The 22,127-nt window shown below is 71.2% G+C and carries 17 protein-coding genes and 1 pseudogene; 9 read left to right on the top strand and 9 right to left on the bottom strand.

What is annotated here, in order from left to right; translation table 11 throughout:
* Positions 1-43: 43 nt before the first annotated feature.
* From AQJ67_RS22270 to AQJ67_RS22245, 6 genes are all read right to left on the bottom strand, one after another.
* Positions 44-853, bottom strand: a complete 810-nt coding sequence (locus AQJ67_RS22270) for a siderophore-interacting protein (protein ID WP_062720817.1) — start codon at positions 851-853, stop codon at positions 44-46.
* Positions 854-994: 141 nt separating this feature from the next.
* On the bottom strand, positions 995-2,041 hold the full coding sequence (locus tag AQJ67_RS22265; protein WP_062720816.1) for an ABC transporter substrate-binding protein: 1,047 nt from the start codon (positions 2,039-2,041) through the stop codon (positions 995-997).
* Between the two features lie 198 nt (positions 2,042-2,239).
* On the bottom strand, positions 2,240-3,400 hold the full coding sequence (locus AQJ67_RS22260) for an acyl-CoA dehydrogenase family protein (RefSeq protein ID WP_062720815.1): 1,161 nt from the start codon (positions 3,398-3,400) through the stop codon (positions 2,240-2,242).
* A 6-nt stretch (positions 3,401-3,406) separates the two neighbouring features.
* Positions 3,407-4,345 (bottom strand): hydroxymethylglutaryl-CoA lyase, encoded by a 939-nt coding sequence (locus tag AQJ67_RS22255; protein WP_062720814.1) that lies wholly within the window; start codon positions 4,343-4,345, stop codon positions 3,407-3,409.
* Between the two features lie 2 nt (positions 4,346-4,347).
* A complete protein-coding gene (locus AQJ67_RS22250) occupies positions 4,348-6,276 on the bottom strand; it encodes an acetyl/propionyl/methylcrotonyl-CoA carboxylase subunit alpha (RefSeq protein WP_062720813.1) in 1,929 nt (642 codons plus the stop codon).
* A 14-nt stretch (positions 6,277-6,290) separates the two neighbouring features.
* Positions 6,291-7,907 carry a carboxyl transferase domain-containing protein gene (locus AQJ67_RS22245; RefSeq protein ID WP_062720812.1) on the bottom strand — a complete coding sequence of 539 codons (1,617 nt, stop codon included), beginning with the start codon at positions 7,905-7,907 and terminating at the stop codon, positions 6,291-6,293.
* A gap of 96 nt (positions 7,908-8,003) precedes the next feature.
* Between AQJ67_RS22245 and AQJ67_RS22240 the strand changes: the two genes are divergently transcribed.
* The 4 genes from AQJ67_RS22240 (at position 8,004) to AQJ67_RS22225 (ending at position 11,556) form a co-directional block, all read left to right on the top strand.
* Positions 8,004-8,600: an SACE_7040 family transcriptional regulator gene (locus tag AQJ67_RS22240; protein ID WP_062720811.1), complete on the top strand. Its 597-nt coding sequence runs from the start codon at positions 8,004-8,006 to the stop codon at positions 8,598-8,600.
* Between the two features lie 62 nt (positions 8,601-8,662).
* A complete protein-coding gene (locus AQJ67_RS22235) occupies positions 8,663-9,346 on the top strand; it encodes a DedA family protein (protein ID WP_062720810.1) in 684 nt (227 codons plus the stop codon).
* A 121-nt stretch (positions 9,347-9,467) separates the two neighbouring features.
* Positions 9,468-10,625: an acyl-CoA dehydrogenase family protein gene (locus tag AQJ67_RS22230; protein WP_048584058.1), complete on the top strand. Its 1,158-nt coding sequence runs from the start codon at positions 9,468-9,470 to the stop codon at positions 10,623-10,625.
* 64 nt (positions 10,626-10,689) lie between these two features.
* The gene (locus tag AQJ67_RS22225) at positions 10,690-11,556 is read left to right on the top strand and encodes an acyl-CoA thioesterase (protein WP_062720809.1); all 867 of its coding nucleotides are present in this window, start codon (positions 10,690-10,692) and stop codon (positions 11,554-11,556) included.
* A 66-nt stretch (positions 11,557-11,622) separates the two neighbouring features.
* On the opposite strand, the gene AQJ67_RS22220 is transcribed toward AQJ67_RS22225, so the two are convergent.
* Positions 11,623-12,414: a phosphatase gene (locus tag AQJ67_RS22220; RefSeq protein ID WP_062720808.1), complete on the bottom strand. Its 792-nt coding sequence runs from the start codon at positions 12,412-12,414 to the stop codon at positions 11,623-11,625.
* Between the two features lie 74 nt (positions 12,415-12,488).
* The gene (locus AQJ67_RS22215; protein WP_062720807.1) at positions 12,489-14,165 is read right to left on the bottom strand and encodes a helix-turn-helix domain-containing protein; all 1,677 of its coding nucleotides are present in this window, start codon (positions 14,163-14,165) and stop codon (positions 12,489-12,491) included.
* Between the two features lie 191 nt (positions 14,166-14,356).
* Between AQJ67_RS22215 and AQJ67_RS22210 the strand changes: the two are divergent.
* From AQJ67_RS22210 to AQJ67_RS22200, 3 genes and pseudogenes are all read left to right on the top strand, one after another.
* Positions 14,357-15,834, top strand: a pseudogene (locus AQJ67_RS22210) (sodium:solute symporter family protein).
* A 54-nt stretch (positions 15,835-15,888) separates the two neighbouring features.
* Positions 15,889-16,869, top strand: coding sequence for an agmatinase (gene speB / locus AQJ67_RS22205; protein ID WP_062720806.1), 981 nt, complete (start codon positions 15,889-15,891; stop codon positions 16,867-16,869).
* The gene (locus AQJ67_RS22200; RefSeq protein ID WP_062720805.1) at positions 16,866-18,554 is read left to right on the top strand and encodes a thiamine pyrophosphate-binding protein; all 1,689 of its coding nucleotides are present in this window, start codon (positions 16,866-16,868) and stop codon (positions 18,552-18,554) included. Before speB ends, AQJ67_RS22200 begins: the two co-directional genes overlap by 4 nt.
* On the opposite strand, the gene AQJ67_RS22195 is transcribed toward AQJ67_RS22200, so the two are convergent.
* Positions 18,544-18,789, bottom strand: coding sequence for a hypothetical protein (locus AQJ67_RS22195; protein WP_062720804.1), 246 nt, complete (start codon positions 18,787-18,789; stop codon positions 18,544-18,546). The genes AQJ67_RS22200 and AQJ67_RS22195 overlap by 11 nt on opposite strands.
* 160 nt (positions 18,790-18,949) lie before the next feature.
* Here AQJ67_RS22195 and AQJ67_RS50225 point away from each other — a divergent pair, with 160 nt between their 5' ends.
* Together AQJ67_RS50225 and AQJ67_RS22185 are read left to right on the top strand one after the other, a co-directional pair.
* The gene (locus AQJ67_RS50225) at positions 18,950-19,375 is read left to right on the top strand and encodes an effector-associated constant component EACC1 (protein WP_167366217.1); all 426 of its coding nucleotides are present in this window, start codon (positions 18,950-18,952) and stop codon (positions 19,373-19,375) included.
* On the top strand, positions 19,362-22,124 hold the full coding sequence (locus AQJ67_RS22185) for a serine/threonine-protein kinase (RefSeq protein WP_062720802.1): 2,763 nt from the start codon (positions 19,362-19,364) through the stop codon (positions 22,122-22,124). The genes AQJ67_RS50225 and AQJ67_RS22185 overlap by 14 nt, the downstream gene beginning before the upstream one ends.
* Positions 22,125-22,127 lie beyond the last annotated feature (3 nt).

Here is a 22,127-nt window from a genome sequence, read left to right as displayed (position 1 = left end):
GCAGCCTCGACCGTGACCGTGATCACTCCGGTCTCAGGAGTAACTACTCCGCGGCGCGCAGCTGTTCTTCGGTCATCCCGTGCCGCCAGTAGCCGACGAACGTCACCCGACGCCGGTCGACCCCGCGTTCGCCGACGAAGTGCCGGCGCAGCGCCTTCACCCGGCCGGACTCGCCCGCGATCCAGACGTACGGGTGGTCGGCGGGCGGGAGTTGGTCGGCCCGGACGGCATCGAGCCCGTCCTCCCGCACCAGCCAGGTGATCTCGGCGTCCGCCTCCGTCACCAGGTCCTGGATGTCCCCGGCGTCGCTCACCTCCAGCCACACCCGGGCGCGGGTGCCGGCCGGCAGGGCTTCGAGGATGGCGGAGACGGCGGGTACGGCGGTCTCGTCGCCCCAGATCACCACCAGGTCGGTGTCCTCGGGCGCCCGGAACCGGATCGCCCGGTTGTCGGCGACGGCCGGCCCGAGCAGCAGGACCCGATCACCTGCGCCGGCCCGGGAGGCCCACTCGGACGCGGGCCCTGCCGGGGTGTGCAGGACGAAGTCGATGTCGATCTCGTCGGGGTTCCGGCGCAGGGCGCGCAGCGTGTACGACCGCATCACGGCCCGTACGTCGTCCGGGAGTTCCCGCCACCCCTGCCACCACCCGTCGCCGAGTTCCAGGGGGACCTGCGGCTCCGTCTGGTGGGGGTGCGGCAGGAACAACGACAGGGACTGGTCGCGCCCGTCGGAGAAGAAGTACGCCAGATCGTCCCCACCGAAGGTGACCCGGACCATGGACGGCCCGAGCCGCCGAGTCCGTACGACCTGAAGGGAGAAGAAGCGGAACGGGGCGGCTACGGCGGTGGTCATGGGGGTAACTCCTGAATCGACGTCAGGGATGCCAACCTGCTTTTCAGGGGCGCGGGGCGGTATCGATATGCGGCTTCGCCGCGTGGGCGCGACCAGCCACAACCGACCCGCAGTCGCCCCACAGCCTCAAGTGGCTCTTTCTCAGGAGACCTTCTTGGCCTTTTCGATCGCCTCGGCAAGGCTGGTCAGCAGCGGCGTGCACTTGTCGTACGACAGAATCGGCTCGGGCGACCGGGCGATGACCTGCCCCGCCTTCACCGCGGGCAGCTTCTTCCACGTCGCCTCAGTGATGTCGGCGGGCTGGATCGTCGAGGACCGGTCGTCCATCATGATGATGTCGGCCGGGTACTTGTCGACGTTCTCCCAGCTCAGCGACTCGAACCAGCCGCCACCCTCCTTCTTGGCGCTCTCCGGCGGCTCGACGAAGTTCACGCCGAGGGCCTTGAAGTACTCCAGGTCGATGGAGAGGTTCGTACCGGACACGTAGAAGATGTCCTGGCTGGCCGACCCGGCCATCACCTTGATCTCGGGGCGGGCCTTCGCGGCCTTGCGCAGCCGCTCGGCCGCGGCCTCGAAGTCCTTCTTGGCCCGCACGACCTTGTCGGCCTTCAGGTCCGCGCCGAGGGACTCGGCCAGCGCCCACATGCGCTCCAGCGGCTGGGTCAGCTGGCGGTCGTAGACGGAGACGGCGACGCTCGGGGCGAGCTTGGCGATCTTGTCCTTGGACGCCTCGGGGACGTACCAGAGGGTGCCGGCGCTGTCGAAGGTCGTGCTGAGGAGGACCTCGGGGGCGAAGGCGGCGTACTTCTCGACGTTGAACTGGTCCCAGACGTTGCCGAAGACGGTCAGCTTGCTGACGTCCATGTCGCCGGCCTGGACGTCGGCCTTGCCGTCCTGCGTCTTGGTCGGGCCGAAGACGCCCTTGACCTCGATGCCGTAGTCGTACAGGGCGGCCGCGACACCGACGAAGGCGACGATCTTCGTCGGCACCTTGTCGAGCTTCACCGTGGTGCCGCGGTCGTCCTTGAAGCTCCAGGGGCCCGACTTCGCGGCGGTCGTCTCCTCGCCGGAGCCACCGCTTTTCGCGTCGTCGTCTCCGCAGGCCGCGAGCACGGCCCCGAGGCCGAGTGCGCCGCCCGCGGCGAGGATGCCGCGGCGGGTGAGGTGGGTGGCTCTGGCGTTGGACATGGCTACGCTGCTTTCGAACAGGGCGGATCACGCGCCGGACAATTCGAAGGTAGGTTAGCCTAACCTGAGCTGATGTCCAGGGGTGGGGGCCCTTGTGATCGCAGATGTGCGCAGGCTGTGAGGCCGCCACATAAGCCAACAAGGCCCAACGACCTTGTAATCGAGGGTCGTTGAGCCTTGCTCAAGTGGTCGTCCGGCTCAGCCCACCAGCCCCAACTCCCGCGCGATCAGCATCCGCTGCACCTCGCTCGTGCCCTCGCCGATCTCCAGGATCTTGGAGTCCCGCCACATCCGGGCCACCGGGTACTCGTTCATGAAGCCGTAGCCGCCGTGCACCTGGGTGGCGTCGCGGGCGTTGTCCACGGCGATCGTGGAGGAGTACAGCTTGGCGAGCGCCGCCTCCTTCTTGAAGGGTTCTCCCGCGACCAGCCGGGAGGCCGCGTCGCGCCAGGCCAGGCGGGCCGTGTGGGCCTTCATCTCCATGTCGGCGATCTTGAACTGGACGGCCTGGTTGGCGCCGATGGGACGGCCGAAGGCGTGGCGTTCCTTGGCGTACTTCACCGACTCGTCCACACAGCCCTGCGCCAGCCCTGTCGCGAGGGCCGCGATGGCGATGCGGCCCTCGTCGAGGATGCGCAGGAACTGCGCGTAGCCGCGGCCCTCCTCGCCGAGCAGGTTGGCCGCCGGGACCCGGACGTCCGCGAAGGACAGCTCACGGGTGTCGGAGGCGTTCCAGCCGACCTTGGAGTAAGGGGCGGCGACCGTGAAGCCGGGGGTGCCGGAGGGGACGATGATCGACGAGATGAGCGGCTTGCCGTCGGGCTTGCGGCCCGTCACGGCCGTCACCGTCACCAGGCCCGTGATGTCCGTGCCGGAGTTGGTGATGAAGCACTTGGTGCCGTTGATCACCCATTCGTCCGTCTCCGGGTCGAGCCGGGCCGTCGTGCGGGTCGCGCCCGCGTCCGAGCCGCCGTCGGGCTCGGTCAGCCCGAAGGCGCCGAGGACCTCACCGGAGCACAGCCGCGGCAGCCACTCCCTCTTCTGCTCCTCCGTGCCGAACAGATGGATCGGCATCGCGCCGAGCGAGACACCCGCCTCCAGCGTGATGGCGACCGAGGAGTCCACGCGGGCCAGCTCCTCCAGCGCGATGCCCAGCGCCAGATAGTCGCCGCCCATGCCGCCGTACTCCTCCGGGAACGGCAGGCCGAACAGCCCCATGCGGCCCATCTCCCGCACGATCTCGTACGGGAACTCATGACGCTCGTAGAAGTCGCCGATCTTCGGCGCCACGACGTCGTGGGCGAACTGCTCCACCGTACGGCGGAGTTCCTCCAGTTCGGGGGTCAGACGGTGGTCCATGGCTGTTCACTGCTCCTTGTGGGAGAGGGCTCGTACGGTGCGGGACGGGCTGGGCCGGCCCAGTTGTCCGGCCATCCACGCGCTCGTGGCGACGAGACGGCCGAGGTCGACCCCGGTGTCGATGCCGAGGCCCTGAAGCATCCACACGAGGTCTTCGGTGGCGAGGTTGCCGGTGGCGGACTTGGCGTACGGGCAGCCGCCGAGGCCGCCCGCGGAGGCGTCGATCGTGGTGACGCCGTGTTCCAGGGCCGCGTAGGTGTTGGCGAGCGCCTGGCCGTAGGTGTCGTGGAAGTGCACGCCGACAGCTGCCGCTGGGATGCCGGCTTCCTCCAGTGCCGTCAGGAGAGCTGTCACGTGCCCCGGGGTGGCCACCCCGATCGTGTCGCCGAGGCTCAGCTCGTCGCAGCCCATGTCGAGCAGGGCCTTGCAGACCCGCACCACCTGCGGGACGGGGACCTCGCCCTCCCACGGGTCGCCGAAGCACATCGACAGATAACCCCGGACGTGGACGCCCTCCGCCTTCGCCCGGGCCAGCACCGGCTCGAACATGGCCAGTGCCTCGTCCACCGTGCGATTGAGGTTGGCCTTCGCGAAGGACTCCGTGGCGCTGGCGAAGACGGCGACGCGCGTGGCGCTCAGAGACAGCGCCCGGTCGAGCCCGCGCTCGTTCGGCACGAGGACCGGGAGGTGTACGCCCCTCAGGTCCGCGATGAGCGGGAACAGCTGCTCGGCGTCGGCGAGTTGGGGGACCCACTTCGGGTGGACGAAGCTGGTGGCCTCGATCGTCGTCAGGCCCGCGTCCGCGAGGCGGCGGACGAACTCCGCCTTGACCTCCGTCGGCACGGTCGTCTTCTCGTTCTGCAGCCCGTCGCGCGCGCCGACCTCGTGGATGCGGACCCGGGCGGGCAGGTTGGCGGCCGATACGACCATGGGGAGCCCGGTCATGGTCACTCCACCTCCTCGTGCGGGGCGATCACGGCCAGCACCTGGTCCATGGCGACCGTGGTGCCCGGTGTGACGTCTAGTTCGGCGACCGTGCCGGCGTGCGGGGCGGAGATGACGTGCTCCATCTTCATCGCCTCCACCACCAACAGGCTCTGTCCGGCGGCCACTTCGTCCCCGACGGCGACCTTCACCACCGTCACCGTCCCCGGCATGGGCGCGGTGAGCGAGTCGGCGCCCGCGTGGGCGGCCCCGGTCAGTGAGGCGGCCACCGGGTCGTGGTCGCGTACGTGCCAGGCGTCGCCGTCCCGGCCCAGCCAGTCGCCCGCCCGGTGGAAGGTGTGGCGGACGCCGTCCAGGGTGACGGCCACGCGGTCGTCCGTGACGGCGGCGGAGCCGCGCGGGACGTACTCCACCGGGCCCTGCACCCGCAGGTGGAACCCGACCGGCCTGGCCGTCCCGCCGAGACGCCAGCCGCTCGGCACCGAGAAGGGGTCCGTCCAGCCGTCCCCCTTCGGCAGCAGCGCCTCCGCGCGTACGCCCGCCGCCGCCTCGTAGACCTCGTCGGGTACGTCCGTGGCGACCAGGTCGTCCACCACGCGCTCGACCAGGCCTGTGTCCAACTCGCCCGCGACGACCGCCGGATGCGCGAGCAGCCGCCGCAGGAACCCGGCGTTGGTCTGCACCCCCAGCGTGACCGTCTCCGCGAGGGCCGCCCGGAGCTTCCTGAGCGCGGTCGCGCGGTCGGGGCCGTACGCGATCACCTTGGACAGCATCGGGTCGTACAGGCTGCCGACCTCTGTGCCCTCGCTGAGCCCGGAGTCGGTGCGGATGCCGTCGCCCTGGGGCTCGCGCAGCCGCAGCACCGTGCCGCCGGAAGGGAGGAACCCGCGCGCGGGGTCTTCCGCACAGATACGGGCCTCGACCGCGTGCCCGGTGAGCGTGATGTCGTCCTGCTCGTACGGCAGTTGCTCGCCCGCCGCCACCCGCAGCTGCCACTCCACCAGGTCCAGCCCGGTGATCAGCTCGGTGACCGGGTGCTCCACCTGGAGGCGGGTGTTCATTTCCATGAAGTAGTACGACGACGGGTCGCCGCCCGGCACGATGAACTCCACCGTGCCCGCACCCCGGTAGCCGCACGAGCGGGCCGCCTGCACGGCCGCCTCGCCCATCGACGCGCGCGTGGCCTCGTCCAGCAGGACGGACGGCGCCTCCTCGATGATCTTCTGGTGCCGGCGCTGGAGGGAGCACTCGCGCTCCCCGAGGTGGACGACGTTGCCGTGGCCGTCGGCCAGGACCTGGATCTCGATGTGCCGGGGCCGGTCGACCCACCGCTCGACGAGGAGCGTGTCGTCGCCGAAGGAGGCGCGGGCCTCGCGGCGGGCGGCGGCGATCTCGTCGCCCAGCACGGCCTCGTCCCGCACCAGCCGCATACCCTTGCCGCCACCGCCCGCGGAGGGCTTGAGCAGCACGGGCATGCCGATCTCGCGGGCGGCGTCGGCGAGTTGGCCGTCCGTGAGTCCGCTGCCGCTGGAGCCGGGCACGACCGGCACCCCGGCCGCCTTCACCGTCTCCTTGGCGCGGATCTTGTCGCCCATGAGGGAGATGGCGTCGGCGGGCGGCCCGATGAAGACGAGCCCGGCGTCGGCGCACGCGCGCGCGAAACCGGCGTTCTCCGCGAGGAAGCCGTAGCCGGGGTGGACGGCCCGGGCGCCGGTGCGGGCGGCGGCCTCCAGCAGCCGCTCCACGGACAGATAGCTCTCGGCGGCGGGTGCCGGCCCGAGCCGTACGGCGGTGTCGGCCTCGCGGACGTGCCGCGCGTCGGCGTCCGCGTCGGAGAAGACGGCCACCGAGCGGACACCCAGCGAGCGGAGCGTACGGATGACCCGTACCGCGATCTCGCCCCGGTTGGCGACGAGCACTGTGTCAAACATGGGTTCCGTCCCCCTCACATCCGGAAGACGCCGAACTGGGGGTCACCCAGGGGCGCGTTGGCACAGGCGGTCAGGGCGAGGCCCAGCACCTGACGGGTCTCCAGCGGGTCGATCACACCGTCGTCCCAGAGGCGGGCGGTGGCGTAGTAGGCGTTGCCCTGGCGCTCGTACTGCTCGCGGATCGGCGCCTTGAAGGAGTCCTCGTCCTGCGCGGGCCAGGACTCGCCCCGCGCCTCCAACTGGTCCCGCTTGACCGTCGCGAGGACGGAGGCGGCCTGCTCGCCGCCCATCACGGAGATCTTGGCGCCCGGCCACATCCACAAAAAGCGCGGCGAATACGCCCGCCCGCACATCGAGTAGTTCCCGGCGCCGTACGAACCGCCGACCACGACCGTCAGCTTCGGCACGCGGGTGCAGGCCACAGCGGTGACCATCTTGGCGCCGTGCTTGGCGATGCCGCCCGCCTCGTAGTCCTTGCCGACCATGAAGCCGGAGATGTTCTGCAGGAAGAGCAGCGGGATGCCGCGCTGGTCGCACAGCTCGATGAAGTGGGCGCCCTTCTGGGCGGACTCGGAGAACAGGATGCCGTTGTTGGCGACGATGCCGACCGGGTGGCCGTGGATGCGGGCGAAGCCGGTGACCAGGGTCTGCCCGAACTCGGCCTTGAACTCCGAGAAGCGCGAGCCGTCGACCACGCGCGCGATGATCTCGCGTACGTCGTAGGGGGTGCGGGAGTCGACGGGGACGGCGCCGTAGAGGCCGAAGGGGTCGACCTTGGGCTCCACGGCGGGCTGGACCTGCCACGGGAGCGTCCCGCGCGCGGGGAGGGTCGCGACGATGTTCCGCACGATCCGCAGGGCGTGCGCGTCGTCCTCGGCGAGATGGTCGGTGACACCCGACACGCGCGCGTGGACGTCGCCGCCGCCGAGCTCCTCCGCCGTGACGACCTCACCGGTGGCGGCCTTCACCAGCGGGGGGCCGCCGAGGAAGATCGTGCCCTGGTTACGGACGATGACGGCCTCGTCGCTCATGGCGGGAACGTAGGCGCCCCCGGCCGTGCACGAGCCGAGCACGGCGGCGATCTGCGGGATCCCGGCGCCCGACATCCGGGCCTGGTTGTAGAAGATCCGCCCGAAGTGCTCGCGGTCGGGGAAGACCTCGTCCTGCATGGGCAGGAAGGCGCCGCCGGAGTCGACCAGGTACAGGCACGGCAGCCGGTTCTCCAGGGCCACCTCCTGCGCGCGCAGGTGCTTCTTCACGGTCATCGGGTAGTACGTCCCGCCCTTGACCGTGGCGTCGTTCGCGACGATCACGCACTCGCGCCCGCTGACCCGCCCGATCCCGGCGATGACACCGGCCGCCGGTGCCTGGCCCTCGTACATGCCGTCGGCCGCGAGGGGAGCGAGCTCCAGGAAGGGGGAGCCGGGGTCGAGGAGGGTGTCGACGCGGTCGCGCGGCAGCAGCTTGCCGCGCGCGGTGTGCCGGGCGCGGGCCTTCTCACCGCCGCCCAGCCGGGCGGCGGCCAGCTTGCCGCGCAGCTCCTCCACGAGCGCCCGGTGGGCCTCCTCGTTGGCCCGCCAGGCCTGAGACGCGGGATCTGCCGCGCTCACAAGCTCCGGTGCCTCGTGCATCCTGCGGTCCCCTCACCAGTGGTCGACCAGTTAATGAGCGTTAACGCATTTCCTTCAGGTTAACGACCGCTAACCTCCCTGTCTAGAATTGCTTCCATGGCCACCAGAACCGACGCCCCCACCCGCCGCGAGCAGATCCTCAAGGAGGCCGCGCGGCTCTTCGCCGAACGCGGATTCCACGGCGTCGGCGTGGACGAGATAGGCGCCGCCGTGGGCATCAGCGGCCCCGGTCTCTACCGTCACTTCGCCGGCAAGGACGCGATGCTCGCCGAGCTCCTGGTCGGCATCAGCGGGCAGCTGCTGACGGGCGCCAAGCGGCGCCTCGCGGAGGCCGACGGCGTGCCGCCCGAGGCGGTCCTCGACTCCCTCATCGAGGGCCACATCGACTTCGCCCTCGACGACCGCCCCCTCATCACCCTGCACGACCGCGAGCTGGACCGCCTGCGCGACAGCGACCGCAAGCTCGTACGCCAGCTCCAGCGGCAGTACGTCGAGCTGTGGGTGGACATCGTCCGCAAGGTCTACCCGGACCTGACCGAGCCGACCGCCCGCTCCGCCGTCCACTCGGTGTTCGGCCTGCTCAACTCGACCCCGCACCTGGGGCGACCGGGCTCGCTGCCGGGCCGGGGGGTCACGGCGGAGCTGCTGCACCGGATGGCGCGGGGGGCGTTCGGGGCGGCCGGGGTGGCGTGAGCCGTCCGCGGTACCCGGCTCACTCACGCGGCCCTTAGGTCAAGACTTAGTAAAGTGGCGGCGTGATCATTGCTGCTGCGGCCGACGCCCCCGTCGGCGGAGTCGCCGGCTGGGCCGCCGACCTGATGGAGAGGCTGGGCGGTCCTGGTGCCGGGCTGGCCATCGCTCTGGAGAACCTCTTCCCGCCGTTGCCGAGCGAGGTGATCCTGCCGTTGGCGGGGTTCACGGCGAGCCAGGGGCGGATGGACGTCGTCGGCGCCGTCGCCTGGACGACGGCGGGTTCGGTGGCGGGTGCGCTGGCCCTGTATCTGCTGGGTGCGCTCTTCGGCCGGGAGCGGCTGATCGCGGTGGCGGCGCGGCTGCCGCTGGTGAAGGTCGCGGACGTGGAGCGGACCGAGGCGTGGTTCCTGCGGCACGGCACCAAGGCCGTGTTCTTCGGCCGCTTCGTGCCCATCTTCCGCAGCCTGATCTCGATACCGGCCGGGGTGGAACGCATGCGGCTGCCCCTGTTCCTCGCCCTCACCGCGGCCGGCAGCCTCATCTGGAACACCGCCTTCGTCGCCGCCGGGTACGCACTGGGCGCCCGCTGGCACGAGGTCACCGACCTGGTCGGCCTCTACTCCAAGGTGATCCTCGCGGCCGTGGTCGTCGCGGTCCTGGTCCTCGTGGCCGCACGGCTGCTGCGGGCGGGGCGCGGCACGCGGCGGCGTACGGCCCGGCGGAGCGAGGAGGACGTGCGGCTCTGAGTGCGGCGAGTGCGGCGAGCGTGACGAGCGTTACGGACCTCGACCTCTGGACGCCTGTGGATACTCGCCGGTACGGTTGAGTGAGCAAGCGCTTAGACATGGACGTGTGGAGGTGGCGGCGGTGCGCCGTACGGTGTTCAGTGAGGATCACGAGGCGTTCCGGGAGACCATCCGCGCCTTCATCGAGGCCGAGGTCGTCCCGGTCTACGACGAGTGGTTCGCGGCGGGCCAGGCGCCCCGCGACTTCTACTACAAGCTCGCCGAACTGGGCGTCTTCGGCATCCGCGTCGACGAGGAGTACGGCGGCGCCGGCATCGACTCGTACAAGTTCGAGGCGGTGATGTACGAGGAGACCGCCCGCGCGGGTGTGCAGTTCGGCGGCTCCGGCGTGCACGTGCTGCTCGGCCTGCCGTACATCAAGATGCTCGCCTCCGACGAGCAGAAGAAGCGCTTCCTGCCGAAGTTCGTCTCCGGTGAGGAGATGTGGGCGCTGGCGATGACCGAGCCGGGCACCGGCTCCGACCTCGCGGGCATGAAGACCACCGCCAAGCTCTCCGAGGACGGTACGCACTACGTCCTCAACGGCGCCAAGACCTTCATCACCGGCGGCGTCCATGCCGACCGCGTGATCGTCTGCGCCCGCACCGACGCGCCCAGCGCCGAGGACCGCCGCCACGGCATCTCCCTGTTCGCCGTGGACACCAAGTCCGAGGGCTACTCCGTCGGCCGCAAGCTGGACAAGCTCGGCCTGAAGACCTCCGACACCGCCGAGCTGGCGTTCGTCGACGTCAAGGTCCCCGTCGAGGACCTCCTCGGCGAGGAGAACAAGGGCTTCTACTACCTGGGCCACAACCTCGCCTCCGAGCGCTGGGGCATCGCCTTCGGCGCCTACGCGCAGGCCAAGGCCGCCGTGCGGTTCGCCAAGGAGTACGTCCAGGACCGCACCGTTTTCGGCAAATCTGTTGCATCTTTCCAGAACACCAAGTTCGAGCTGGCCGCCTGCCAGGCCGAGGTCGACGCCGCCGAGGCCGTCGCCGACCGCGCGCTGGAGGCCCTGGACGCCGGTGAGCTGACCCCCGCCGAGGCCGCCTCCGCGAAGCTCTTCTGCACCGAGGTCGCGCACCGCGTCATCGACCGCTGCCTCCAGCTGCACGGCGGCTACGGCTTCATGAACGAGTACCCGATCGCCCGCCTGTACGCGGACAACCGCGTCAACCGCATCTACGGCGGCACCAGCGAGATCATGAAGTCGATCATCGCCAAGGACATGGGCCTGTAACCACCGGGTCCGTCCGCACCCGGGCCGGTAAGGCTCCTGAATTCCTGCCAGTAGAAAAGGTGCCATGAACCAGGCACTACAGGGTCTCCTCGATCTGCTCGACCTGGAGCAGATCGAGGAGGACATCTTCCGCGGCCAGTCCCGCTCCGCCGTCGTCCCGCGCGTCTTCGGCGGTCAGGTCGCGGCCCAGGCACTCGTCGCCGCCGGACGCACGGTCCCCGCGGACCGGCCCGCCCACTCCCTCCACGCGTACTTCCTGCGCATGGGGGACCCGGGCGCGCCCATCGTCTACAACGTCGACCGCATGCGCGACGGCCGCTCCTTCACCACCCGGCGCGTCGTCGCCGTCCAGCACGGCAAGCCGATCTTCGCCCTGTCGGCCTCGTTCCAGGTGCACGAGGAGGGCATGGACCACCAGACGCCCATGCCGCCCGCACCCGACCCGGAGACGCTCCCCACCTCCGAGGCGCGGCTGCGCGGCTACGACCATCTCGACGCGGACGTCGTCGAGCGGTTCCTGGAGGCACGCCGGGCGGTCGACCTGCGCTATGTCGACGAGCCGCCGTACGGCCGCTTCGGCGAGCCCCGCGAACCGCACTCCCAGGTCTGGTTCCGCACCAACGGCAAGCTGGCCGACGACCCGCTCCTGCACGTCGTCCTCGCCACCTACGTCTCCGACATGACCCTCCTCGACTCCGTCCTGCTCGCGCACGGCCGGGGCGGCTGGGCCGTCGGCGACGTCGTCGGAGCCTCGCTGGACCACGCGATGTGGTTCCACCGCCCGTTCCGCGCGGACGAGTGGCTGCTGTACGACCAGGAGTCGCCGTCGGCCCACGGCGGGCGCGGCCTCGGCCAGGCCCGTATCTATACCCAGGACGGGCAGCTGGCGGTCTCGGTGATCCAGGAGGGCGTGGTCCGGATCCCGCGGTGACGCTCGCCGGCCTCCGGGCCGGACCCGTCACCCGGCCCCCTCCCCCGACGCGGCCCGGTACGACCCCTATTCGACCAGGCCCGCCTCACGCAGCAGGTACGCCGTCATCGGGTCGTAGTAGCGCGGGCTGACCACGTGGTCGTCCAGCGGCACCACCACCTGTACGGTCCCCTCGGCCTCCGCGAGGAACAGCGCCGGGTCGTTGCAGTCCGCGTATCCGAGCGAGTCAACCCCGTGCTGACCGGCGTAGCCCGCCCAGCCGTGGTCGGCGACGACCAGGTCCGGCAGCGGACGCTCCTCGCGCTCCAGGCCCGTCAGGATGGCCTTCATCGGGTCGCCGGAGTGGGTGTGCCAGAGGGTGGCGCCGTGTTCGAGGACCGCCACGTCGGCGAACTGCATGACGTAGCCCTCGTCCGTCTGGAGGCCCTCGGGGATCACCACGATCTCGCAGCCCGCCGCCCGCAGTGCCTGCGCCGTCGCGCGGTGCACGTCCAGCAGACCGCCCGGGTGACCGGTCGCGAACAGCACCCGCTGCTGTCCGTCCGCCGCCTTGCGCAGCCGGGCCGCCATGCGCTCCAGCGCGGCCACCGTCAGCTCGGGGTCGATCGTGTCCTGGCCGTGGCGGTGCTCCGCGTCGTCGTTCACGCCGACGCGCTCGGCCATCACCGCGAGGACGTCCTGCTCGTCGGTCCAGCGTTCGCCGAGCTCCAGGCCGAGCCAGTAGTGGCGGTTGCCGTTCGCCAGCTGGCGGTAGTGGGAGAGGTTGTTCTCGCGGGGAGTGGCGACGTCGCCCGCGATACGGGTTCTGACGAGATGGTCGACGAGCTCGGCGCGGCTGGGTGTCCCGGGTATCGGCATGCCTCCCATTGTGAGGCAGACAACTGTGGGAAAGCCCGGCTCCGGGGCGCGTGCGACGCGGGTCACTGTGTGGATCACCCCACGCCGTGCCGCAGGGCGAACCACAACTCCATCCGTACGTCCGGGTCGTCCAGGTCCGTGCCGAGGAGTGCCGCGCAACGGGCGATCCGCTGCCGGACCGTGTTGCGGTGGACGGACAGGGCGACGGCCGTGCGGTCCCAACTGCCGTGCAGGGAGAGCCAGGTACGCAAGGTCTCCGTCAGGGGCGGGGTGAGGGGCGCGAGCAGGGCGCGGGCGTGCGACTGCGCCTCGTCCGGGGAGAGCAGGTCCGTGAGGGCCGGGCGGTGGGTGCCGTGCCGGAACAGGGACGTGCGGGTGGCGCGGGCGCGGGACAGGGCCCGGGCCGCCTGGGCGTCGGCCGCCGGCCACTCCTCGGCGGACGCGGGGGCGCTCACGCCCAGGGTCCAGCCGGGCTGCGGGGCCGGTTCACGGTCCGCGGGGGCGAGGACGCGTACGGCGTCCTGCGCGAGGTCGACCAGCGGGGAGCCGAGGGCCGCGCCCAGGGCCGAGGCCGCCACGGGGTCGCAGGGCTGGGTGTCGGGGCGGCCGTGCACCACGACCCAGCGGTCGGCGCCGAGGAGCGGGGCCACCGCCCGCGGCTCGGCGCCCAGCAGCAGCCGTACGAGCGCCGACGACCGGGCCGCCCCCGAACCGCTCTGGTGCTCGCCGGTGAGGAGGGAGAGGAGCACGGCGGCGACGGAGGCGATGGTGTGGTCGCCGGGGTCCCGGCGTGGGGCGGCGACCCCGAGGACGAAGCCCTGGCCGGCCCCGAGGGCGTAGGCGGCGAGGTGGGTGCCGGCGAGGGTGTCGGTGGCGGAGGTGGGGGCGGGGGAGGGCGTGGTGGGCGCGGAGGATGCGCGGCTGCCGGTCGTGGCGGGGGCGCCGGTGCTGGGGAGTGGGGCCTCGGGCCGGGTGCTCTGCCCTGTGGTGGGGCGGCCGGGCGTCCCCGCGGCGTCGAGGGCCGCCGCTCGCGTGACCTCCGGTCCGCTGGTCTGCCGCGCGGTCCCGCTGCCGGACGCACCCGCGACCGTATCAGCGCCCACAACCGGCCGTACCACCCCCGCCAGCTCGACCAGCGCCGCACGCGCCGCATCCCCCGGCGTCTCCCGTCCCGCCTCCCCGATCACCGCACCCTCCGGCCCGTACAGCACCGCCCAGCCGCCCACCCGCTGGGCCAGCTGCCGCAGGACCGCCCGGACCGGATCAGGGCGTGAGGCCGCGGCGGCCAGGCTCTGCTGGGCCTCGGTCACCCGGCGCAGTTCGGCGTGGCGGGCCCGCGCCATGAGCTGCCAGACCGCGCGGGCCACGCCCGAGAAGGTGGTCCGGGGCGGGACCTCCAGCAGCGGGAGGCCGTACGTGTCGCAGGCGGCCACCAGGGCGCGCGGCACCGTGTCATGGACCGGGGCGAGCCCGAAGCCCAGCGCCGCGCCGCCCGCCGCCACGATCCTGGAGACGTAGTCGTCGAAGTACGTCCCCGAACCCGCCGCCTCCGGGATGTGTACCCCGGCCGTCAGCAGCAGCTCGCCGCCCAGCAGATACGGATACGGATCGGCCATCTCCGAGGTGTGCGCCCAGTGCACGGCCGGGTCCGCGTCCGGCGGGCCGGCGATCCGGCGCAGGCCGAGGTCCTCGCGGGCCAGGAGCGCCGAGAGCGGTACGGGTGGGGTGGGCGGAACGGCGGGATCCGGCATGGGACGTTTCCTACACTCGCGCAGTCTCAGATGGATGAAACGTACACTTCGCAGTCACTTTCCGGCCACCTACTGTCGTTGCAGACCGGCAGCCGCGGGTACGGGCGGATGTCCCCGCGAGCCGCTGCCGACGTCCCCACCCCCCACTTGCACGACACGCCACCGGGATGTTCGCGAAGGAGGCCCTCAACATGGCCGTCGACTACACCGTCATCGTCGTCTATCTGGCCGGCATGCTGGCCATGGGCTGGTGGGGCATGCGCCGCGCCAAGTCCAAGAGTGAGTTCCTGGTAGCGGGCCGTCGCCTCGGCCCGGCCATGTACTCCGGCACCATGGCGGCGATCGTCCTCGGCGGCGCGTCCACCATCGGCGGTGTCGGACTCGGCTACCAGTACGGGCTCTCCGGCGCCTGGATGGTGTTCACGATCGGCCTCGGGCTCCTCGCCCTCTCCGTCTTCTTCTCCGCCCGCATCGCCCGGCTCAAGGTCTACACCGTCTCCGAGATGCTCGACCTGCGCTACGGCGGCCGGGCCGGCGTCATCTCCGGTGTCGTCATGTGGGCGTACACCCTCATGCTCGCCGTCACGTCGACCATCGCGTACGCCACGATCTTCGACGTCCTCTTCGACATGAACCGCACCGTCGCGATCGTCCTCGGCGGCTCGATCGTCGTCGCCTACTCGACGCTCGGCGGCATGTGGTCGATCACCCTGACCGACATGGTCCAGTTCGTGGTGAAGACCATCGGTGTGCTGCTGCTCCTGCTCCCCATCGCCGTCGTCAAGGCCGGCGGGTTCAGCGAGATGAAGGCCGAGCTGCCGACCGAGTACTTCGACCCGCTGGGCATCGGCGGCGAGACGATCTTCACCTACGTCCTGATCTACACCTTCGGCATGCTGATCGGGCAGGACCGGCCATACCTCCCCAGCGCGTGTTCACCGCCCGCAGTGACAAGACCGCCAAGTGGGGCGGCACCGTAGCGGGCACCTACTGTCTCGTCTACGCCCTCGCCGGCGCCGTCATCGGTACGGCGGCCAAGGTGCTCTACCCCAGGCTCGGCAGCGCGGACGACGCCTTCGCGACCATCGTCAAGGACGAACTCCCGGTCGGCGTACGGGGGTTGGTGCTGGCCGCCGCCCTCGCCGCCGTGATGTCCACCTCCTCCGGCGCGCTCATCGCCTGCGCGACCGTCGCCAACAACGACATCTGGTCACGGCTGCGGGGAGCGGTCCGCAAGGCCGAGGACACCTCCGGCGAGCATGACGAGGTCAAGGGCAACCGCGCCTTCATCCTGCTCATGGGCCTCGCCGTCATCGGTACGGCCATCGCGCTGAACAACGTCGTCGAGGCGCTGACCGTCGCCTACAACCTGCTGGTCGGCGGACTGCTCGTGCCGATCCTCGGCGGGCTGCTGTGGCGCCGCGGCACGGCGCAGGGCGCGCTCGCCTCGGTCGTCGTCGGCGGCGTAGCCGTGATCACCCTGATGGCGACCCACGGCATCCTGGCCAACGAACCGGTCTACTACGGCCTGCTGTCTTCCCTCGCCGCCTATGTCGCCGTCTCCTTGATGACAAGGCCGACCGACGCGGCCGTCCTCGCCGCCTGGCGTGAGCGCCTCGCCGGGCGGGATCCCGAACTCGTGTCCGAACCGGTGTCGGCTCCCCAGTAGAGTCACCAGCAGAAGTACATACGCGACGAAGCGTAGGAAAGAAGGCATTTCACGATGACTGGCAACGAGACCCCCCGCGGCCCCGTCGACTCCTCCCGCATCCCGCGGTACGCCGGACCCGCCACCTTCGCCCGGCTGCCCCGCCTCGACGAGGTCGGCCGCGCCGATGTCGCCGTGGTCGGCGTGCCGTTCGACTCGGGGGTCTCGTACCGGCCGGGCGCCCGCTTCGGCGGCAACGCGATCCGCGAGGCGTCCCGGCTGCTGCGCCCGTACAACCCGGCGCAGGACGCCTCCCCCTTCGCCCTCACGCAGGTGGCGGACGGCGGCGACATCGCCGTGAACCCCTTCAACATCAACGAGGCCGTCGAGACCGTCGAGGCCGCCGCCGACGACCTGATCGGAACCGGCGCCCGTCTGATGACCCTGGGCGGCGACCACACCATCGCGCTGCCGCTGCTGCGCTCGGTCGCCAAGAAGCACGGCCCGGTCGCGCTGCTCCACTTCGACGCCCACCTCGACACCTGGGACACGTACTTCGGCGCCGAGTACACCCACGGCACGCCGTTCCGCCGCGCGGTCGAGGAGGGCATCCTCGACACCTCCGCCCTCTCCCACGTCGGCATCCGCGGCCCGCTCTACGGCAAGCAGGACCTCACCGACGACGAGAAGATGGGCTTCGGCATCGTCACCTCCGCCGACGTCTACCGGCGCGGCGCCGACGAGGTCGCCGACCAGCTGCGCCAGCGCATCGGCGACCGCCCCCTGTACATCTCCATCGACATCGACTGCCTCGACCCGGCCCACGCCCCCGGCACCGGCACCCCCGAGGCCGGCGGCATGACCTCCCGCGAACTGCTGGAGATCCTGCGGGGCCTCGCGTCCTGCAACCTGGTCTCCGCCGACGTCGTCGAGGTGGCGCCCGCGTACGATCACGCCGAGATCACGTCGGTGGCCGCGTCCCACACGGCGTACGAACTGACCACGATCATGTCCCGCCAGATCGCGGCGGCCCGTGAGGAGAACGAGGGCAAGTGACCCACGACCACGACCTGGTGCTCCGCCCGACGGAGGAGCAGACCGCCGCCGCACTGAATCCTCCCGCCGGCCGCAACGGCGGAGACCTGGTCGTGGAGACGCTGGCCGGGCTCGGCGCGACGACCGTCTTCGGGCTGCCCGGCCAGCACGCGCTCGGCATGTTCGACGCGCTACGCCGCTCCGACCTGCGGTACATCGGGCTGCGGGTGGAGAACAACGCCGCCTTCGCGGCGGACGCGTACGGCCGGATCACCGGCGAGGCCGCCCCGCTGCTGCTGTCGACGGGCCCGGGCGCGCTGACCTCGCTGGCCGCGCTCCAGGAGGCCGCGGCCGCCTCCGCCCCCGTCCTGGCGATCAGCAGCCAGATCCCGACGGCGGGGCTCGGCGGCGGCCGCCACGGCTACCTGCACGAACTCCCGGACCAGGCGGCGTCGTTCCGGGGCGTGGTGAAGTCGGTCCACACGGTCCGTACCCAGTCCCAGATCCCCTCCGCGATCGAGGCGGCCTGGAAGTCGGCGCTGACGGCCCCGCACGGCCCGGTGTGGGTGGAGATCCCGCAGGACGTGCTGCTGGCCGCGACGTCGATCCCGGTGGTGACGGGCGGCGACGCGTTCCCCGAGGACCTGCCGCCGCGCCCCGAACTGACGGCGGTGGCCGCCCACCTGCTCTCCCGCGCCGCCCGTCCGGCGATCATCGCGGGCGGGGGAGTGGTCCGCGCCGACGCCTCGAAGAAGCTGCGTCAGCTGGCGGAGACACTCCAGGCGCCGGTCGTCACGACCCCCGGCGGCAAGGGCGCCTTCCCCTGGACGCACCCGCTGTCCCTCCAGTCCTGGATCGAGGACCGGCACACCACGGACTTCCTGGAGGACGCCGACGTACTCCTCGTCGTCGGCTCGGGGCTGGGGGAGTTGTCGTCCAACTACCACACGTTCAAGCCGCGCGGCCGGGTCATCCAGATCGAGGCCGACCTCGGCAAGCTGGAGTCCAACCACCCGGCGCTGGGCATCCACGCGGATGCGCGCCTCGCGCTCCAGGCGCTGCTGGAGACGGTGTCGGAACGGGAGGACGTCACGGCGCCGGAGCGGGTGCGTGAGGTGCTCGGGAAGGTGTCGGAGCGGATCGGCGCCCAGGAACTCGCCCTGGAGCAGGACGTGTTGGCATCGGTCCGGCGCGCCCTGCCCGCCGACTCCCCGTCCTTCTGGGACATGACGATCCTCGCCTACTGGGCCTGGTCGGCCTTCGACGCCAAGGGCCCCAACCACATGCACTCCGCCCAGGGCGCAGGCGGCCTCGGCTACGGCTTCCCCGCCGCCCTCGGCGCCGCCGCCGCGGACCCGACCCGCCCCGTGCTCGCGGTGTCCGGCGACGGAGGCGCCCTGTACTCGATCGCCGAGCTGGCCACGGTCCGCCAGTACGACCTGAACGTCACCTGGCTCATCGTCGACGACGGCGGCTACGGCATCCTGCGCGAGTACATGACCGACGCCTTCGGGCAGGCCACGGCGACCGAGCTGACGCGGCCGGACTATGTGGCGCTGGCGGAGGCGTTCGGTGTCCCCGGGGTCCGTACGACCCCGGAGACGCTGGAGGCGGATCTGGCGAAGGCGCTTCAGACCCCCGGCCCGTCGGTGGTCGTCCTCCCGGCGGTGCTGCGGATGTTCGCGCCGACGCACCTCACGACATGATGACCCAGGAGCCCTGCTCCTGCGTGTTGTGGTCGCGGTTGTAGCAGGCGTCGTCCACCGCGGGACCGGTCCACGGTGCCGCCATCGGGACGAGCGCGAGTGCCTGCCTGCAGAGGTTCGGAGTGGTGTAGCCGGCGATGGTGACACGGCCCCGGTCACCGTCGTCGGCGTGGGCCGGGGCGGCGATGACGAGGGCTGCCAGGGTGAGCGCGGCGAGCGCGCTGATCTTCTTCATAGCCGGGTCAACGGTGGTGGATCGGCGCAGGTCATTCCGCTGTACAGGTGGTGACCGGACGCGTCATGGCCTGATCCGCCGATCGCCTGGACGGCACCAGGGTGTCCGTCTAGTCTCCTGTGCATCTACTGCCCGGGGGAAGGTGCGGTGTCACTGCACTATGACGGTTGAACTTCGCGTGTTTCTGAGCGGCAGCGAGCAACTGGAAAGCCTGCGCGAGTGGATGGACGGGCACAAGGACGTCGAGGTCCGGCCGGTCGCGCAGCCGGCCGCGCCCAACAGCCAGGGAACGGTCTGGGACTTCCTCGCGGTGGCCTGTGCCGCGGGCGGCCCCCTCGTCGTCGCGGTACACGCGCTGCAGGTGTGGATCGGCGCGCAGACGACGGACATCGAGATCGAGGTCGGCGACCGGCGCTTCAAGGTGACCGGCCGCAACGCGCAGGCCGTCCTCAAGGACGTCATCGAGACGGCCAAGTCCCTGGAGCCGCCGGAGGACCCGGAGGCCCCGGAGGACCCGGAGGACCCGGAGGACCCGGAGGCCCCGGCGGACCCGGACGACCCGGAGGACCCGGATGACCCGGCGTGACGACATCGACTTCGGTCGGTCGCGCGCCATCCTGCTGGGAACGTCCGAGTACACGGCCGGCTTCGAGGACCGCAGGCCCATGCCCGCGGCCCTGCACAGTCTCAAGGAGATGCGCGGCCTGCTGACCGGCCCGGGCGAATGGCCCAAGGACCGCATCAAGACGTTCCAGAACCAGCGCGACAGCAGCAAGGTGCTCAGGGACATCGTCCAGCTGATCGACGACGTCGACGACGTCCTGCTGTTCTACTACGTCGGCCACGGCCAGCTGCTGCACCGCAGCAACGGCCGGTTCGACCTCGGGCTCGCCCTGACCGACACCAGCGAGGACGCCGCGCATCGCTCGCTGACCTCGCTGCGCTTCCGTGAACTGCGCGAGCAGATAGAGCGCAGCAACGCCCGTATCAAGATCTTCATCCTGGACTGCTGCTGCGCGGGCATCGCCACCCGGTACGCCGACCCCGCCGCCAACGTCACGGCCTACGCCGACAGCGCCACCCCGGCCCGCGGCGCGGGCACCTACATCTGGGCCGCCTGCGGGCGGTCGCAGCTGACGTACTTCGAGGACCGGAAGGGGGGACTGACCTACTTCACGAAGTCCCTCGCCGAAGCGGTCCGTGAGGCACACGGCGAGCAGTCCCTCGGGGCGACCGTCGCCAACCTCCACGACGACGTCCGGCGCCGGCTGCGCGAGGCCAGCATCCAGAACGCCGGTGACCCGCCGGTGCCCGATCTCCTCTACAGCGGCCGGCCCGACCAGTTCCTCTTCGTGCGCGGTCAGGTGGCGCTGCGCGGCGGCGAGGAGTTCCGCTACGAGTCGCTGAAGAAGGGCGATCCGCACAAGGTCGGCCCCTACGTCCTGCACGCGCGCCTCGGCATGGGCGGCGCCGGCCAGGTCTTCCTGGCGTTCACCCCGGGCGGGCAGCCGGTCGCGGTCAAGGTCCTCAAGGCGGAGCTGGGCCAGGACCGGGAGTTCGCGGACCGCTTCCCCCGCGAGATCGAGGTCGCCCAGCGGGTGCGCAGCAGCGATGTCGCCCAACTGGTCAACGCCGACCCGCTGGCGAGCGAACCCTGGCTGGCCAGCACGTATGTGTGCGGGCCCTCCCTGCTCGAACTCGTCCGGGAAGCGGGCCCGTTGCCCGGCCAGGACGTCATGCTGATCGCCTCCGGCATAGCCCGCGCGTTACGGGCCATCCACGAGGCCGGCGCCGTGCACCGGGATCTGAAGCCCGCCAACGTGATGCTGGACGAGACCGGGCCGAAGGTCATCGACTTCGGGATCGCCAAGTCCATCGCGGCCACCCTGATGACCCGGACCAACGTGCAACTGGGCACCCCGGCCTACCGGTCGCCCGAGCAGGCGACGGGCCGCAAGTCGATCACCGCCAAGTCGGACATCTTCACCCTCGGCTCCACGATCTACTTCCTGGCCACCGGCAAGGACGCCTTCCAGGCCGAGGACCCGCTCGGCATCATCCACCTCATCGCGAACGAAGAGCCCGACCTGAGTGGGCTGAGCCCCGAAGTCCGTGACCTGGTCCGGTGCTGCCTGGCCAAGGACCCCGACCGACGGCCCACGGCGGCGGAGGTGGTGGGGCTCTGCGCGGCGGCGGCCGGCCCCGTCACCCCGGGCGCCTATCTGCCGGTCCGGATGGCCGCCCCCGCGATCCACTCCCGCAACCAGGCCCTGCGCCGCCTGATGCAGGCCGCCGACGTCCCCCGGCCCTCGCAGCAGCAGCCTCCTGCCTTCACACCGCCGCCGGACGGGTCCGCGGGGCCGGACCTGGGCCCCGGGATCGTGATCACGCCCCCGCCGCCACCCCCGACCGGCAACCCACAGGCTCGGGCCGTGCTCCTCGCCGTACTCGCCGTGGTCTGCGCGATACTCCTGGTCTGGCTGCCCGGGCACCTGGCCGACGGTGACGACGGAGACGGCAAGGGCGGTTCGACGCTGCCGACGTCGGACACCTCGTCGTACACCGAGCCGGACCCCACCGACGAGCCCGAACCGACGGACGATCCCACGACCGATCCGGTCGACACACCGACACCGACACCGACCGAGTCACCGAGCCCGACGAGCCTGATGGAGACGGCGGACTCGGGTGACTGCCTCGCCAACGACGGGACGTACGCCAAGCCGGACCTGCGCTTCGCCGACTGCGGAGCCGGTGTCTTCAAGGTGGCGCAGGCACTCGACGGCACCTCGGACACCGGCGAGTGCTCCGACGTCGCCGACACCGACTACTCCGTCAGCAACTCCTATGTGGACCGCGTGCTCTGTCTCACCTACCAGAACGGCAGCGCCTATCACGCGGAGCCCGGTGACTGCGTCTACGGCCCCAACGCCCGGGGCACCAACTGGTCCGCGCAGGGGTGCAGGACCGGCAACTTCACCGTGAAGGCACGCCTGACCGGCACCAGCGACAAGTCCCGCTGCGAGTCGTACTCCGGGGTCGAGCAGACCCTCACCACGACGACGAAGTGGGACGAGCTCGACGTCGTGCAGTGTCTCGCGATGAACTTCCCCAACGCGGCCGGCCGGGCGCCCGTCGGCTCCTGCCTGCTGATGACCGGCTCCGGACAGAACACCGACTTCCAGAACGCCGCGTGCGCCCAGGCCAACGTCAGTGTCGTCGGCCGCGTGTCCCAGTACTACAACGTCTCCTACTGCGGTTCGTACGGCTGGACCACGTGGCGGTCGGGCGACTTCCCGCAGATCGCCTACACGGTCTGCTTCAAACGCATCTGACCG

Source organism: Streptomyces caeruleatus (assembly GCF_001514235.1).
In the GTDB taxonomy this organism is placed as follows: Bacteria; Actinomycetota; Actinomycetes; order Streptomycetales; family Streptomycetaceae; genus Streptomyces; species Streptomyces caeruleatus.
This window is presented reverse-complemented; position numbering and strand designations above follow the sequence as displayed.

Coding starts and splice junctions, on each gene's coding strand:
- AQJ67_RS22220 (WP_062720808.1), bottom strand. CDS start 12,414: ATGCCGATACCCGGGACACCCAGCCGCGCCGAGCTCGTCGACCATCTC.
- AQJ67_RS50225 (WP_167366217.1), top strand. CDS start 18,950: ATGACGGTTGAACTTCGCGTGTTTCTGAGCGGCAGCGAGCAACTGGAA.
- AQJ67_RS22225 (WP_062720809.1), top strand. CDS start 10,690: ATGAACCAGGCACTACAGGGTCTCCTCGATCTGCTCGACCTGGAGCAG.
- AQJ67_RS22250 (WP_062720813.1), bottom strand. CDS start 6,276: ATGTTTGACACAGTGCTCGTCGCCAACCGGGGCGAGATCGCGGTACGG.
- AQJ67_RS22215 (WP_062720807.1), bottom strand. CDS start 14,165: ATGCCGGATCCCGCCGTTCCGCCCACCCCACCCGTACCGCTCTCGGCG.
- AQJ67_RS22260 (WP_062720815.1), bottom strand. CDS start 3,400: ATGGACCACCGTCTGACCCCCGAACTGGAGGAACTCCGCCGTACGGTG.
- AQJ67_RS22245 (WP_062720812.1), bottom strand. CDS start 7,907: ATGCACGAGGCACCGGAGCTTGTGAGCGCGGCAGATCCCGCGTCTCAG.
- AQJ67_RS22270 (WP_062720817.1), bottom strand. CDS start 853: ATGACCACCGCCGTAGCCGCCCCGTTCCGCTTCTTCTCCCTTCAGGTC.
- AQJ67_RS22255 (WP_062720814.1), bottom strand. CDS start 4,345: ATGACCGGGCTCCCCATGGTCGTATCGGCCGCCAACCTGCCCGCCCGG.
- AQJ67_RS22185 (WP_062720802.1), top strand. CDS start 19,362: ATGACCCGGCGTGACGACATCGACTTCGGTCGGTCGCGCGCCATCCTG.
- speB (WP_062720806.1), top strand. CDS start 15,889: ATGACTGGCAACGAGACCCCCCGCGGCCCCGTCGACTCCTCCCGCATC.
- AQJ67_RS22195 (WP_062720804.1), bottom strand. CDS start 18,789: ATGAAGAAGATCAGCGCGCTCGCCGCGCTCACCCTGGCAGCCCTCGTC.
- AQJ67_RS22265 (WP_062720816.1), bottom strand. CDS start 2,041: ATGTCCAACGCCAGAGCCACCCACCTCACCCGCCGCGGCATCCTCGCC.
- AQJ67_RS22240 (WP_062720811.1), top strand. CDS start 8,004: ATGGCCACCAGAACCGACGCCCCCACCCGCCGCGAGCAGATCCTCAAG.